The following is a 16,026-nucleotide window of genomic DNA, read 5'->3' on the forward strand; positions in this document are numbered from 1 at the left end:
TAGATGGGATAAAAAAGAATAAAAAATCTATTTTTTCCCCTGAAAAAAAGAAATAATTGTGATATAATATTATAGGAGGATAATTATGATAAGCAAATATATCTATTTAAAGATACTGGTAATACTGGTATTTGGGTTTTTGAATGTTGGGCTTGTTAATGCCCAAACAGACGATCTTTCAGGAGTATGGACTACAACTATTAGTAATATTACACAAGTTAGCAAACAGATGGAAATAACATTTAATGATGGAAATTTTGAGGTAAAGCTTGACGGTATATTTTTCTCGAAGGGGACTTATTCGGCTGCCGGCGGTATATATAAGATGCAAACAACCGTTTTCTACGGTACCACTTTTAAACTTGATTCAAAATGGTATACGCAAGAGCAATTAAGAGCGGCTTTAAAAGCTTCTTTTAGTAAAATGATGACTGTAGAAAAATTTAACGAAATAATTGACAGAATGTATTCACTTGATACGGGAACTTATTCGGTTAAAGACAATGTTCTTACCATGAAAAGAGACAATGAAACACAATCATTGACATATACCAAAAAATAAAGGAACGCTAGCCTATCACCCGCCCTTGTGGACAAACGCGTCTTTTTAACCGATGCTTTTAAAACGCACAAGGACGGCGGCGCTTTCGCCCTGATTTAGCGGGCCTATTAAAACGCGGTATACGTTATATCCGCGCCTTTATATGGATTATAGGTCGGCTCTTGCTCTTTGTTCTTTCTCAGGAAGGTACATTTCCCGCAACTTCGCTTGACAAGTTGGAAGCCGGAAAATCTTCACAAACAGGCACAACTTGTAAAAAGATATCAAAGAAAAAATAAATTAAAGCCTCACTGACTGTCAATAACTCTATTCACAAAAAAATGCCTTTATTATATAATAGTCACTATGACCCCGACAAACAACGGTTATAAAAATGGCAAAGTATAAAAACATTAAAAGCGAACATCAATTGCGCTCTCTTGTTTTTGACGATTATTTTAAAAGTAAAGACATATCTTGGGAACAAGAAATTGATAAAATTATATTTGTTCCCACAAAGCTAATATTGGGCATACTGCATGATAACGACGTAAAATGGAACATCGCAAGATATAAGGGAGCGCAAAGGCTCATTTTTCACCCCTCAAATATGGGTGGAAAAATCGCAGGAATATCTTGCCGCGGTTTTTGGTAAAGACTGGCAAGATAAATATTATGTATGGGATTGTTGCGCCGGAACAGGAAATTTATTAGTCGGAATAAACCGTAAACTTGAAAACGTTTACGCTAGCACCATTGACGAGTCAGATGTCAAAGCGATGTACGACCGTATAGAAAACGGCGCGAGACTGCTTAAAGAAAACGTATTTCAATTTGACTTCTTAAACGATGATTTTAAGAAATTGCCTAAAGCGTTGAAAGAAATTATTGATGACCCTGAAAAAAGAAAGAAGTTGATTGCTTATATCAATCCTCCCTATGCGGAAGCGGCAAATCATAGGGCTAGGCTGAATAAGGCGCAAGTTTCATCAATTCATAAAACAAGCCAACAATACAAAGACGAACTTGGAAGGGGAATAAATGAATTATTCGCTAATTTTTTTATTAGAATATATCACCAAATACCCGGCTGTAAACTGGCGTCTTTCAGCAAATTAAAATATATAAATTCTCAAAACTTTATTAAATTTCGTGAAAATTTTCACGCCGCGTATAAAAAAGGCTTTTTATGCCCTTCAAATACATTTGATAATGTAAAAGGCAATTTTCCTATTGGTTTTTTGATATGGGATTTATCCGTAAAAAAGAAAATAACAAAAATAACTACAGACGTATTCAGCCACGACAATAAATTGTCACAATACATCGCGCTTGGAAAAAAATCATTTTATCCAACTGACACTAAACATTTTATCATTGATTGGTTAAGAAAATATTTTGATAATACGTCAGAAATACTGGGTTACATGAGAATACAAGGCGTTGATTTCCAGCAGAACAATACCATTTTTATAACAAGTAAACCGTCCGCCGCGGATATAAGGGAATCCAAAATCGCGAAAATAACCTCTAATAATATTATAGAAATGTGTATTTATCTCTCGGTAAGACATTGCATTGAAGCAAATTGGCTTAATGATCGTGACCAGTTTTTATATCCCAACGACGGTTGGAAAGATGACGTTGAATTTCAAAATGATTGTTTGGCCTTCACGCTTTTTCATAGTCAAAATAATATAACGGCAAAACATGGCGTAAACCGCTGGATACCTTTTTCTGAGGCGGAAGTAAACGCGAAAGGTAATTTTGAAAGCCATTTTATGCAAAGCTTTTTAAAAGGAGAAATAATAAAAAACGGTTATTCAGAATTGTTTGAAGAATTAATAAAAACTCATAAAGCTTTTAAATTTTCAAAAGAAGCCCAATCCGTTTTTGACGTGGGCAGGGAATTATGGAAATATTATCTAAGCAAGCCAAGGGTAAACATTAACGCTTCTTTCTATGATATTAGGGAATATTTTCAAGGTGTCAGTAACGGCAGAATGAACAATAAAAGCGATGATGAAGAATACAATAATCTTATTGGTGGTCTGCGTGAAAAAATGAAAATACTTGCTGAAAAAATCCAGCCAAAAGTATACGATTACGGCTTTTTATTGAGGTAAAATGGAAATTTGAACCTATCTTATTTTCTTAAGAAAAGAAAAGATCTTGGGTGATAAATTCCAATCCGACTAATTCATCACTTCTTCCCTATCAGCCAATGTTATTTGCAAAACAGTCGTTTGTCCGCCGCGCATTATCTCCACTTTTACCACGTCACCGGGCTTGCTTGCTTCTAAAGACGCGTAAAGGTCGGCTAAGGTTTTTGTTTTTATTCCGTTTACGGAAGTGATAATGTCACCGCCAAGGTAAATTACGCTGCGTCCGTACTGGACAGGCTCGCTGCCTTGCCGCAGACCGGCTTTTTCCGCAAGACCGCCTTTTTTGGTGCGGGAAATAAGAAGACCCGCGTCAACGGGTAATTTCGCGTAACGGACGAGGCTTGGAAAAAGCTGGACGACGGTCGCGTCAATCCAGCCGCGGCGGACTTTTCCGTATTGGATAAGTTCGCCTACTACGCGCTTGGCGGTATCTACGGGGACGGCAAAACCAATGCCCACGGAGCCGCCTGAGGGGGAATAGATCATCGTGTTAATACCTATCATTCTGCCCTGAGTATCCAAGAGCGGGCCGCCTGAATTGCCGGGGTTAATTGAAGCGTCAGTTTGAATCATGTCGCGGATTATTCGGTTTGTGGATATTTGAATAGGCCGCCCTAGGCCTGAAACAATCCCGACTGTTAAAGTGCGTTCAAGCGCGAAAGGGTTGCCAATCGCTAAAACTTTTTGCCCTACTTTTAAACTTTTAGAGTCGCCGTAAAGAATTGTCTGCAATACCGTTCCGGATGGAGGGTCAAACTTTAATACCGCAAGGTCGCTTTCGCCGTCAACGCCTACGACAGTCCCTTCAAACTGGGAACCGTCAGCCATGTTTATAAAAACCTTGTGCGCGTTTTGTATAACATGGTTATTGGTAAGGACATAGCCTCGCCTGTCTATAATGGAACCGGAGCCGGAACTGCCTTCCTGCGGAACAGGTTCAAGAAACCAGTTTATCGCCATAGTTTCCGTGGTTATATTTACAACGGCTGAATTTAATTTTTCGTAAATATCAATATTTTCGCGCTCGCCGTCGGAATATTGAACATTGTCGGCGGTGTTGAGAATTCTGTATTCAGACTGTAAAAGTTTAAACTCATCCGCCTTGGCTTCCTGTTCCTGTAACTCGGCAGACTCGGCGTTTGACTTGGGCAGGAGGGGTTTTATAAGCCCAAAACCTGCGGCTAAAAGCAGGACAATAACGGCGCTTAAAAGCGAAAAAAATAAAACCTGACCACGGCTATATAACTTCATAATGTCTCCTGTTTATACTATATAATATATAACAAAAAAGGTCGATAATAGAAGTAACTATGCCTGTATTTTTCGTTATTTTGCTTGTTTTACTCAATGTTTCCCCGGTCTGCGGCATTGATCTGCCCGTCTCAAAAATATCAGACGATTCGCTTATAAGACTAAAAATAAAAGATCCATGGATGATGGAAGCGCCCGCCAGAGTGTTGTCGCAGCATGCAAGAAAAGAAACGCTTGAAAGCGGAGAGAGGGTGGAAATCCGCACTACGGAAGGCAGGGAAGAGTTTATGGTACATATATCACGGGAATTGCCTAGCGGGACGGGCGCGATAAACCGCATAGGCACTGGGCAGTTTCCCGGCTGGATTCAAGGCTCGTGGATGTTGACGCGGCGCAAGGATACGGGCGCTGGCACTCAGATAAAAATATTTTTACGTTCCGATCAGCAAACCTTTATTCAATTCCATCCTTTTACCCCGGACAAATGCCTTATGGACGCGGTTGTATACGGCGGTTTTGTCGCCCATTCCATACCGGTCGCGGTTCCGTTTGAGCGTCTGTATACAATGCCGTTAAACGATATTTTACGCTTGGTTGAAAATAAATTTCCAATAAGATATTTTGAACCTGATGTTTCCAACTACAGGGATACAATGGTTTTTATCTCGCAGGTTAGGGCGCGCATTAAAGGTTTGCGTTTTGTCGATGACGGCGCGATTAATGAAGACGGAAAATATGTTTTTATCGAAACATTACAGCCGCAGCCTTCCAACTTGCAGGGATTTAACTGCTCCGGTTTTACAAAATGGCTGATAGACGGAATTCTGCGCCCTGTTACGGGAGCTAGGTTATCTATTCCGCCGCTTAAAGCGCCGTTTGGAAAAAGAGGCTCTTCTTTTACCGCTAAATGGGAAGAAGAAAAAGACGTTTTTTTCGGACTTGACTGGATCAGAAATCTTGCCGCGGAGGCGAACGGGACTCTTAGAACTCCCTCGTACCGCTCTCTTGAAGAATTTGAAATCCGCCGCGAGGATTTCGCGTATATTCTGGTAAACGAAAACAGGACTTTTGTCGTTCGTTCCTATCCCGGCTTTTTGTCGGAAGCGGGATACGGCATTGAGGGACTTCATCCGTTGCTATACACCCTTGCCATTGACGAGCCGTTCTGTTTTTATCTTGCCGCGGTAAATACGGAAATTGGCACGCCATCCTCGCCGCAGGGAACGCCGCGGCTTCGCCAGTATTTCCATGTAGCCGCGCTTGTCCCATATTTTGATGAAAACGGATTTTTTAGAATCGTTGTTTTTGAGAGCGCGGCTGAAACTTCGTTTACGGCTTTTAGAAACCGCTATCCCAGACATAATGTAAATCTTGTAAAAATACCCGTTTCACCCACTTTCGATCCATGACAAATACCGCTATAATGACTAAATGCGAAATGACATTGAAGGCGTGGCGTTTGATCTTGACGGAACACTGTATCCGAACTACCGCCTGAACATAAGGCTTCTTCCCTTTGCTTTTAAAGAAGTACGCCTCCTTGCCGCCTTCGGCAGAACCAGAAAGATAATCAGGCAAGAGCAGGAAAAAGGGGAAATTCATTATAACGATTTTTACAAACACCAGGCCGAGATTACCGCGCGGCTTCTGGACGCTCCAGCGGAATTAATAAAAGAAAAAATTGATGTTTTAATATACAGGGGATGGGAACCTCTGTTTAAAAAAGTTAAGCTTTTTAGTAACGTATTGGAGACGCTTGCCGCCCTGCGCGGCGCGGGCTTTAAATTGGGTTTATTATCGGACTTTCCGCCGGAAAAAAAAATTGAGCATTTGGGGCTTTCAAATCTCTGGGACGCGGTCTATTGCTCCGAATACTCAGGCGCGTTAAAGCCGCACCCGCTGTCGTTCGCAAAAATAGCCGCGCAAATGAACCTTGTGCCCGAAAAAATCCTCTATGTGGGAAACAGCGCGCCTTATGATGTGGCCGGTGCGGCAAAAGCGGGCATGAAAACCGCGTGGATTAGGACGTTTCCGCTGCAAAAGCAAGGTAAAAAATGCCCAAAACCGGATTTTTCTTTCAGTAACTATCGCCAATTATCCAATTATATGCTACATTAATTACATTGGGTATTATTCAGGAGGGGGCATAATACTGATGATATTTACAATCGGAAATTTAATTACGCTCGGAATAGTAGCGTGCGCTCTTGTCTTCTACAGGTTTGCGGATAAAAATAACCGTTCTCTGGAGAAGGTGAAAAAATACGCGGAAAAATGCAAAGAAGAAATTGCCGCTTACGCTGATGAAAAAAGCATGACCGTAAAAAATTACGGCATTGATCTGGACGTGGAAAAAAAAGCCGCCTCCCAGTTAATGAAAAATATTCAGCTTACCGAAGACGAACTTGCCAAAAAATCACAAGCCATAGAACGGATAGAAGAACATATACGCGCCTTTGATTCCTCCCTTAATGAATTGTTCGGAATGACGGACAGGGTTCAGGAAAATTTAAACCGCATAAAAGACGAATCTTTGTTTGTAGAAAATACCGGAAGGCGCGTAAACGAAGCAAAGGAAAAATTTGAACAAGTGGAAAAAGCTTTGGAGGCGGCGGGAAAAAATCTTGAAGAAACCGAAATGCGGCTTGAAAAGAAAAACGCCGAAGCGATGGAAAAATCAACTCAGGACATATTGGCCTCCGTTAAATCGACGATTTCTGACTTTGAAGCCACGGCGCAGGTAATTGAACGAAAAGTTGAGGAACACCGCGAGGCGATAATAAAAGCGGAACGCGAAAGGGAAGCCGCCCTAGCCCGCGATAGTGAACATTTAAAAAAAATCTTTAAAGACACTCTTGAAAACGCCGGAAAACGCGCGGATAAAATGGAAGACGCGGCCCTGTTAAAATTACGCGATCAGGCAATGGAAAGAGTGAATCAAATTAAAACGTTCTTTGAAGAAAAATTAAAAACCACGCAGGATGCCCTTAAAAACGAACAAGGCTCGGTTAATGAAAAACTTAGAAATGTTCATGATAAATGTAACGCTGAAATACAGGACATAAGCGTAAAGCAGAAAAACTTTCATCAGGAATGGGCAAAGGGCTCTGCGGAACTTGACAGCATGGCGAAAAAACAAAGGGAAGATATAACGTCTTCTCTCGCGCGCCAGCAGGAAGAGATTACAAACGCGCTTACAAAAGAAAGGGATACGATCAATACTTCTCTTTTACAACAGCAGAATGACTGGAAACAAAATTTTCTGGAACTGAAAAAATCCGCCGATAAACAGCGTAAAGAATTGGACGCAAGTTTATTAACGTCAAAAACAGAGCTTAACCAGGCCATCACCGACTTAAAAACAAAATCGCAAACGGCGTTAAAGCAGCAGCATGACGAATTGGATGCGGCGATAAAACAAAACCAGAAAGAAATAAGCGCAAGCCTGACGGAATTAAAAGAAAAATCCGGCGCTGCGGTTAAAATGCAGCAGCAGGAAACAAACGAAATTATTACCCGGCTTAACGCTTCTCTTTCAGAATTGCACGTCCAGTCAAAAAATCTTCAGAAACAACAGCAGGAAGAACTTGGCGCGATATTGGGCGAACTGCGCGAAAAATCAGGCGTAGCCGTCAAAACGCAGCAGGAAGAAATTAATTTCGTATTAGGCGAGTTTAAAAACAAATCGGCCGCCGCGATGAAACAGCAACAGGAAGAAATTTCGTCAATACTAAAAGAACTTAAGGAAAAATCAAACGCGTCCGTTATTCTTCAGCAAAATGAGCTTGCTGCGGTTCTTAAAGACCTTAAAGAGAAGTCAAGCTCCGCCGTCCAAAAACAGCACAACGAATTAACAACCGCGCTTAATGAACTTAAAGAAACTTCGGACTTGGCGGTTAAACAACGGCAAAATGAAATATCAACCGCGCTCAAAGTCCTAAAGGAAACTTCAAACGCCGGTATTGAACAACAGCAGAGCGAGTTATCAACCGCTCTTAAAGACCTTAAAGAGAAGTCAAGCTCCGCCGTCCAACAACAGCAAAACGAACTGTCAACCACCCTTAAAGACCTTAAAGAAACAACAGACTCAGCCATTAATCTGCAGCAAAATGAAATGTCAACCGCCCTTAAAGAGCTTAAGGAAACATCAAACGCCGCCGTCCAACAACAGAAAAGCGAGTTATCAACCGCTATTAAAGATCTAAAGGAAACGTCAGATTCAGCTATCAATCTGCAGTATAATGAAATGTCATCCGCCCTTAAAGACCTTAAAGAAACGTCAAACGCCGCCGTCCAACAACAGCAAAGTGAATTATCAGCCACTCTTAAAGTTCTGAATGATACGTCAATCTCCGCGGTTCAACGGCAGCAAAATGAAATAACAACCGCCCTTAAAGATTTTAAAGAAAGCGCAAGCGCCGCGATAGCGCAACAGCGGGATGATTTTACAAGACGGCAAAATGAATTGACGACCGCTATTAATGACCTAAAAGAAACCTCAAGCGCCGCGATTCAGAATCAGCAAAATGAATTATCAACATCTCTTAAAAACATCAAAGAGACTTCAAACGCCGCAATTGCACAGCAGCAAAATGATTTAATAAAACAGCAAAATGAATTGATAACCGCTATTAATGACCTTAAAGAAACTTCAAGCGAAGCGATTCAACGGCAGCATGATGAATTATCAACCTCTCTTAAAGGCCTTAAAGAAACTTCAAGCGAGGCGATTCAACGTCAGCAAAATGAATTATCAACCTCTCTTAAAGACCTGAAAGAAACTTCAAGCGCCGCAGTTCAGCAGCAGCACAATGAATTATCAGACGCCATTAAAGATATTAAAGAAACTTCAAATTCAGCCATCAAACTGCAACAGGATGAATTAACATCGGCCTTTAAAGAATTTAAGGAAAAAACAAATTCCGCAATTCGTCTTCATCAGAGCGAACAAGAAGCGGCTATCAGGGAATTTATGGAAAAATCCAACACCGCCATTATTAGCCAGAAAGACGAACTTAACGCCGCGTTAAGCAGTCAAATAGAAGCATGGAAAAACCTTTGCGCGGATACGGAACAAAAAATAGTTGCGGCTAACGAAAAACGGCTGGACGATTACAGCAAAAGCCACGCAGAGGCGTTTAAACAGCTCACGAATCTCGCGGATGACGCAATAAAACTGGAAGGCGAACTGCGCCTATTAATGCAGGAAGCCATATCAAGAGTTAAAAACGATTTTGCCGTTTTTGAAAAAGAATCCGCCGCAAGCAGGGATAATGTCGCCGCCTCCTTTAACGCCCAGACTCAGTCACTGCGTAAAGAAATTGATGATACCAACAAAGAACTTGAGGGCTTAAAGAAACAGGCTCATGACAATTTGTCAGAAAAACTTACTGCGTTTGAAAATGAATTTAACGTTGAACTTGGAAAACGCACTTCTGAAATCGGCAGGCAAATTACTGAATGGCAGACGGGTCTTGAGAGCCGGATTGGAAACTCAGGCGAGAAAATCGCAAAAGAATGGAAACTGGCGGAAGAAAAAATTATTTCTGAACACAAAAAGGACATCTCGGCATTGGGCGAGCGCCTTACCTCGGACATGGAAAGGCTAAAGTCTGAAGAAGCCGCTTTTGAAGAAGGCATAAGAAAGGACATGAACAATATTGACGAAGCCCGTTCGTCTTATAATGAGCAAATTAAAAAAGACCTTGAAGAAACGCGAATATCAGCGGAAAGCGAAGTTAAAACGCAAATAGGCCAGTATCAGCTTTTAATGCAGGAAACCTTGCGGCAAAAACAGAGGGAACTGGAAAAAGAAATTGATGAAATTTCCGAACAATCCAAAAATTCATATTCCAACCTTGAAGAGGCGGCGCGTGAGGCGAAACAGGCAATGGACGACTGGCAGGGCCAATACAATGCCAGAATACGCGAAATGGACGCCTCGCTTGAAGACCTGCGCCGGCACAGCAGGGAAACAGAAGCCGAGAATGAAGAGCGTATCGTCCAGTTCCGCCAAGGGTTGGAAGACATACGCAAAGAAATTGGCGTTCAGAAAAAAAATATTGATCAAACGGGCGCTCTTAAAAGAGACCTTGAAAAGAGCATAGAAGAAATCAACGATGACCTTAACAGGCTTGAGCAGCGCAAGGCTGAAATTACCCAGCTTGAAGCTAAGATAGCCGGCGTCAGACGGATTGAGGACGAAATTAACAACAAGATGACAAGGTTCCTTAACGAACAACGGCGCATAGAGCAAATGGAGAAAGACTTTAACAACGCCATAAAAACATCCCAGTCGGTTAAAGAAAAACTTGAACAGGTTTCGTCTTCCGACGATATTCTCAGCGGCGTACAGGTGCAGATACGCAAATTGGAAGATTCAATTAAGGACGCGAATGAAAAATACCAGCGTATCGAGAAAAAGAATGAAGCGCTTGAACAGACTAACGAAGGCATTGACCGCAACTTTAAATCCCTGCAAAAGACGGAAACCGCGATTAGGAACGCCGAAAATACCATCACGTCGCTTATCGGCCAGTTTGACAATCTGCGGACGTCAATAGAGCTTCTTGCGGCGCAAAATGAAAAGGCGACCAACGCCGTTGACAAAATAGCATCTCTTGACGAATCTCTCGCGCAAATTGAAAAACGCATTGAAGACATGAATGTTGCGCGCGAGTGGCTTGCTAGGACGGAAACGGAACTTACCGCGCTGGATAAAGACGTAAGGTCTCTTCTTAAATTAACCAAGGGGATAACGGAAAAAGAAAAAGGTAAAACGCCGTCAAAAAGCGAAGGTTCGATTACTCCGCAGGAACGTGAAAACATTCTAAGATTGAAAAGTCAGGGCTGGACTACCGAACAAATAGCGAATGCCATGAACCGTTCCAGGGGCGAAATTGATTTAATACTGGAACTTGCTTCCAGAGGCGCTTAAAATTTTTCTGTTATGGGGAAAATTCTTTGAACCGCGGCGCGTGGGATAAATTTGTAAAAGTACGGGAGCGTTTTCGCGTAATGACGGAAGAACTGTCCGTCTCTCTTCCTAAATTAAAAAAATTACAGCAGGAACTTATTAATACTAGGGCAGAGGCAAAAAACGCGTCATACATTGTTGAGACTCCCGTTGTTTACAATTCCGCGCTTGACGACGTGACAATTGATGATGAAATAAAACTAATCATGGTTGCGGATAACCCCGGGCGCAGAGAACAAGCGGCGGAAAACAGGCGTTATCTTGTTGGGCCGTCGGGGAAAATAGCGAAAAAGTTTTTTAATGACAATCCGCAGCTTGGAATAGATTTTGTTAAAAATGTCATTATATTAAACAAAACCCCAATTCATTCGCCGCGTACTGTTGAATTACGGGAACTTGTCCGCATGGAAGGCGGCAAACATTCCCTCGCCGCCGCGCTTGAAGAATCACAGAGAACTATGGCTTGTCTTCTCTTTGAATTCCATGCGGCGCTTGATTGCCCTGTTTGGATAACTGGTTACAGCGAGATGCGTAAAGGCGGCATTTTTGAGACCTACACTGAAAAACTAAAAGATTTATACGCGAATAACGAAAAAATGTATAAACAGTTATTCTTTTACCGCCATTTTTCAATGAATCAATTCACTATTGATTTAAAACAAAAGGCAAAACCCGGAGAAAGCGTGAAAAAAAGCCTTGAGCGAATTGGCGAAGGGTATAGGGTTAGGATACTTGAATAAAAAAACTTCTCTAATAAATCAACCCAATCCCAATTCCGCCGTAGCCGCATATATCCCGCTGATAAATAATACCGCCACGGAATGAAAAGAAAAGATTTGACGGCGGAGGAAAAAGACAGGCTTCCATTCCCGCAAGTAATCTTGATCTTGTATTATCCTCAAAATCAAATTCGTATCTCATGCTTATTCCGCCTGTGATCCAACTGCCGTGATAAAGAACGCCTGTTGAAAGTAATAACCGCGGTATAAGCCCTTCGGGACCATGCCAGAATATGATAGGGCAGAAGGCGATGGAAAAATTTGATAATTCCAAAGAAAGCGGCATGTAAACGCCTATGCCGCCTCCGGAACTTAGTGGATATTCGCCATTAAGGTTTGTCCACGCGTAAGACGCTCCAAGAGAAAAAGCAAGAGGGCCATTGCCGTTAAAAAAGTTGTATTTAACAGAGCCTGATAAACTTAAGCCTATTACATTTTCAAACTGCGGAGTAATATTAAAAACACTCGTCAGTTCAAAACGGTTAAAAGGTGATATTCTCATGCTTATACTAAATGGAAATAAAAGTTTTTTTTCATCTTCCAGCGTATTTGACGGGGAGCGTAAACTTCCAATAAGAAAATTAGCGTTAATTTGAAAACTCCCTCCGGGCAGCGCATGAGGCAAAGGAGTAAATGTGAGTCCCGAAATGCCGCTCTCGACAGATAACGGAAAAATTACGGCTGAATAACTAATCTCCGTTTTCATCGCTATAAAAAATGGTTTTTCTTCTTTTATAAATTCAGGCAAAGCGGACGCTTCTATCACTACCGTGTATACGCCTTCAGGATGCGGCAGACCGAGGGAATCTTTGCCGTCCCATGTAATATTTTGAACCCATGTGTCGAATTGTTCAAACTGTTTTTTGTATACTACGGAACCATTTGCGTCAAGTATTGTAAGAATACCAATTCCGGGAGCGGATACTTCAAAACTGTATTCCGTAACGCCTAAGTTTCCAGAATTCTTAGGGTTAAAACGTTTTCTGTTTTGAGAAACATTTTCAACCTTAAAGACGGCAGGTTTCATAAAAACATCTACAATGGCGGCGGTATGTTCGTCAACCAGTACGGTATTTAACGAGTCCTCCCATCCAAAAGCGCGTATTTTTATCGTATTGTAACCTACAGGCAGATTTAACAGAATTTTATTGTCAATGGATGGGATAACAGGCGTCGCGCTGCCTTCCGGCACATCCGCAAAAATCAGAGGATTTAGGGGAAGCTGTTCCGGGCTGTCTTTTTCCCTGTCAATCGAAACTATTGCAAGTCCCCGTATTTCCTCCATTTTTATCGAAATAATCAAACGGCTGGTATTAAATATATTAATGTTAAATGAACGTTCTTTGTAACCGTCACGGGTCAGCCTGATAAAATGTATTCCGACGGCAAGATTATTAATAACAATCGGGGTAAAGCCCCGATCCGCTCCGTCTATATACACCCTTACTGCCGATGGGTTAGAATAAATTTCCAGTCCTGCGCCCGCTCTTTCCTCAAAAGTATCCTCTACAATGTCTTTTGTTTCACGGGCTGTAAGAGCGGCCGGTAAAAACAGTAATAGGAGCAAAGGCGTGAATATTAACCGCAGTCGGATCATGGGTATATTCTATCATAAGATAATTAAAAAATTAATGTGTTAATTTTCACTAATCTCTTAATTTTCCGTTCTCCCTGAAACTCCACCACGCGGTCTGTGAAAAAATAATATGGTCTATAAAATGGAGTCCCAGAATTTGCGCCGCGGCCTGAAGACGTTCCGTTATATCATCGTCTTCCGGGGAACTTACAAGCTGTCCTGACGGGTGGTTATGCGCTACGCAAAAAGCCGCCGCCCTGTCCTGAATCAGGTCGGCAAATACTTCACGGGGATGGACAATTGTTTTATTTACAAGTCCGATGGTGACAATCCGCACTGCAAGCACTTCGTGGGCGCCGTTCAGCGAAAGACTGATAAACCTCTCCTGTTTGCGGTCGGCATAGTGCCGCACAAGCGTGAAAATGTCTATCGGTTTTTTAATCCGCATGGAAAAAGACCCGTAGCGTCTTCTGCCATATTCCAGCATTGCGGCGATAGCGCTTGCCTTGGCCTTGCCGATACCCGATAAACTGGAAATTTCTTTTACGGAGGGAATGTCCTTGCACTGGTCCAAAAATCTGCACAAATCATTTGCGAGAATTTTTACATTTTTCCCCGAAATTCCGGTTCCAAGCAGAATAGCCAGCAATTCCTGATCGGAAAGGGCAGCCGGCCCTTTGAGCTTTAATTTTTCCCGCGGGCGCTCTTCAAGGGGAACGCCTGCAAAAGCCTTTTTTTCATTGTTTTTCATAATACTCTATATGGGTGTGCAGATGCGTGGCGCTTGACCGAAAAATGAAAATTATTCGAAAAATTTTCACACAAAGGGCACAAAGGAAGAGAAGATCACGAAGAAGAGAAGAGGGGAGAAAAATGAAAGAAGAGAGAAAAAAGAAAAGAGAAGAAAGAGGGAAGAGGGGGGATTTAGGGGATTATTCCTGCGCCTCGCAATAAGCCGTCTTTTATTTGCGGGAAATAGAAGGTGTTGGTTCTTCTGTTGAATAATCTTAAATCACCGCCGTCGTCCCACCAGAAGCATTTGATGCCTTTTTCCAAGGCGGCTTTCACATAATACTCAACCCACTCAGCTCTTGCCGGTTCATTGGTTTTATCAAGGGCGCCGAATTCGCCTATTATGACGGGTATGCCTTTTTTCACAAATAAATCGTAAGCCCTGTCAATCCTGTCAGTAATGGGAGAAGTGTCCGATGAATTACTCTGGCTCCATGTTTTTACCGTGCTGTTTTTATTTAAGGCGAAATTGTACGGCTCATAGGCGTGGTAAGAGGCGATAATTTTATTTTGCGCGGTATCAGTAGGGATGGCTAAATCGTTCATCGCCACCGCCAAGCCTGAAGCGCCATAGGTATTTAAAACCAGAAAACGCCTGTCGTTATTGCCGCCGCAAGAGCGTACCGTTTCTACAAAAACTTTATAATGTTCATTCAGGTTGGTTCGTTCTTCGGCGGTTCCGCCGTTCCACTCACCCGAACTGCCGATAGTCCGAGGTTCGTTTAAACCTTCAAAAATAAGTTTTTCGCCGTAATTTTGGAAATTATAGGCAATCTGTCCCCATATTTTCCTGAACGCGTTTATCGACGCGGCTTTATTAGCGTTTGTAAATTTAAATACGCCCTCGTCATGGTGGGTGTTAAGCACAATATACATATCGTTTTCAACCGCGTAATTGACAATTTCGGTAACTCTCGCCATCCAGTTAGCGCGAATTTTATAATTAGAGGAGTCGGCGCATTTTGTCCACGAAACGGGAATTCTAATCGCGTTAAAACCGGCGTTCTTTATCGCAGTGATATTCGCTTTGGTAGTAACGGGATTACCCCATGCTTTCTCAAGATCGGAAACACTCGGCCCCGCGCCAAGCCAAGATAAATTAGTCGCGTCAAGCGTGTTGCCTAAATTCCAGCCGACTTTGATATCCGCGACTAATTGCGCGGCGGTAATGTCGTTGAACTCCACAGGCGCGGACGGCCCTTTAGGAGCGGGCGGGGTTTGCGGTATAGCTGAAGGATCGGTATCATCGGTAAAATTGTTATTATTATTGTTACCATTGCTGCCGCAAGTTGTGATTGAGAATCCGATAATAACCGCAATAGCGATAATGCCTAATAACCTGAATAATTTTTTCATAAGCGCCTCCTTAATTCTGAAAAGCGTTATCAGTACTTACTTGTTAAAGAGTATTTTATCATACAATTAAAAAACATCAAGTTGTTATATTAAGGTTGATTTTTACGTCGGTGTTTTTTTAGTAATTCTACAAGTTCAGTTATTATTTTACGGTCTTCCGTATTCAACAGATTGTAATTTTGCAGAAGATTACGGGTTTCGCTTTTCATGGGAATATTCGAGTGTGGAGATTCTTTGCCTGTCACAAGATATTCTACCGAAACATCCAAAGCTTGGGCGATTTTAATGGCCGCTTCAAGGGTAGGAGTATGTTCACGAACATTAAAATAATTATCCAGAGTATGCCGGCTTATGCCTGTTTTGGCGGCAAGCTCCTTTATCATCATGTTTTTATAAGCTAATTCAGACTTTAAATTCTCTTTAAATCCCATTTACAGTAACATACAGCTAAACAGCATAAATAAATATTTTATTTTCTATAATGTGAATAATCATAATGCTGTATAGCATTTTATTAGACAAAGGAGAAAATCATTATAACACCCATTGACGTTATTCATAAAAAAATGATAATAATGCTATAAAGCATA

At 41.8% G+C, this 16,026-nt stretch carries 12 protein-coding genes; 7 read left to right on the top strand and 5 right to left on the bottom strand.

What is annotated here, in order from left to right; translation table 11 throughout:
* Positions 1–85 precede the first annotated feature (85 nt).
* From ACYVRA_RS12570 to ACYVRA_RS12580, 3 genes are all read left to right on the top strand, one after another.
* On the top strand, positions 86–562 hold the full coding sequence (locus ACYVRA_RS12570) for a hypothetical protein (protein WP_461253058.1): 477 nt from the start codon (positions 86–88) through the stop codon (positions 560–562).
* Between the two features lie 373 nt (positions 563–935).
* The gene (locus ACYVRA_RS12575) at positions 936–1,196 is read left to right on the top strand and encodes a hypothetical protein (protein ID WP_461253059.1); all 261 of its coding nucleotides are present in this window, start codon (positions 936–938) and stop codon (positions 1,194–1,196) included.
* Positions 1,156–2,667 (top strand): hypothetical protein, encoded by a 1,512-nt coding sequence (locus ACYVRA_RS12580; protein ID WP_461253060.1) that lies wholly within the window; start codon positions 1,156–1,158, stop codon positions 2,665–2,667. The genes ACYVRA_RS12575 and ACYVRA_RS12580 overlap by 41 nt, the downstream gene beginning before the upstream one ends.
* A gap of 69 nt (positions 2,668–2,736) precedes the next feature.
* Here ACYVRA_RS12580 and ACYVRA_RS12585 read toward each other — a convergent pair whose 3' ends face one another.
* A complete protein-coding gene (locus ACYVRA_RS12585; protein WP_461253061.1) occupies positions 2,737–3,957 on the bottom strand; it encodes a S1C family serine protease in 1,221 nt (406 codons plus the stop codon).
* Positions 3,958–4,016: 59 nt separating this feature from the next.
* Here ACYVRA_RS12585 and ACYVRA_RS12590 point away from each other — a divergent pair, with 59 nt between their 5' ends.
* Genes ACYVRA_RS12590 through ACYVRA_RS12605 form a run of 4 tightly spaced genes read left to right on the top strand, consistent with a single transcriptional unit; the run spans position 4,017 to position 11,673 of the window.
* Entirely contained in the window at positions 4,017–5,366 is a 1,350-nt protein-coding gene (locus ACYVRA_RS12590; protein WP_461253062.1) for a hypothetical protein, read from the top strand.
* Positions 5,367–5,388: 22 nt separating this feature from the next.
* Positions 5,389–6,075 carry an HAD family hydrolase gene (locus ACYVRA_RS12595; RefSeq protein WP_461253063.1) on the top strand — a complete coding sequence of 229 codons (687 nt, stop codon included), beginning with the start codon at positions 5,389–5,391 and terminating at the stop codon, positions 6,073–6,075.
* Between the two features lie 37 nt (positions 6,076–6,112).
* Positions 6,113–10,894: a SpiroCoCo family coiled-coil protein gene (locus ACYVRA_RS12600; protein WP_461253064.1), complete on the top strand. Its 4,782-nt coding sequence runs from the start codon at positions 6,113–6,115 to the stop codon at positions 10,892–10,894.
* 26 nt (positions 10,895–10,920) lie between these two features.
* Entirely contained in the window at positions 10,921–11,673 is a 753-nt protein-coding gene (locus tag ACYVRA_RS12605; protein ID WP_461253065.1) for a hypothetical protein, read from the top strand.
* 10 nt (positions 11,674–11,683) lie between these two features.
* Here the strand turns inward: ACYVRA_RS12605 and ACYVRA_RS12610 are convergent, their stop codons facing one another.
* The 4 genes from ACYVRA_RS12610 to ACYVRA_RS12625 form a co-directional block, all read right to left on the bottom strand.
* The gene (locus ACYVRA_RS12610; protein WP_461253066.1) at positions 11,684–13,309 is read right to left on the bottom strand and encodes a PEGA domain-containing protein; all 1,626 of its coding nucleotides are present in this window, start codon (positions 13,307–13,309) and stop codon (positions 11,684–11,686) included.
* A gap of 49 nt (positions 13,310–13,358) precedes the next feature.
* Positions 13,359–14,039 carry a RadC family protein gene (radC, locus tag ACYVRA_RS12615; protein WP_461253067.1) on the bottom strand — a complete coding sequence of 227 codons (681 nt, stop codon included), beginning with the start codon at positions 14,037–14,039 and terminating at the stop codon, positions 13,359–13,361.
* A gap of 173 nt (positions 14,040–14,212) precedes the next feature.
* Positions 14,213–15,436: a glycoside hydrolase family 5 protein gene (locus ACYVRA_RS12620; RefSeq protein WP_461253068.1), complete on the bottom strand. Its 1,224-nt coding sequence runs from the start codon at positions 15,434–15,436 to the stop codon at positions 14,213–14,215.
* A gap of 89 nt (positions 15,437–15,525) precedes the next feature.
* Positions 15,526–15,867 (bottom strand): helix-turn-helix domain-containing protein, encoded by a 342-nt coding sequence (locus ACYVRA_RS12625; RefSeq protein ID WP_461253069.1) that lies wholly within the window; start codon positions 15,865–15,867, stop codon positions 15,526–15,528.
* Positions 15,868–16,026 lie beyond the last annotated feature (159 nt).

Source organism: Treponema sp. R8-4-B8 (assembly GCF_054786175.1).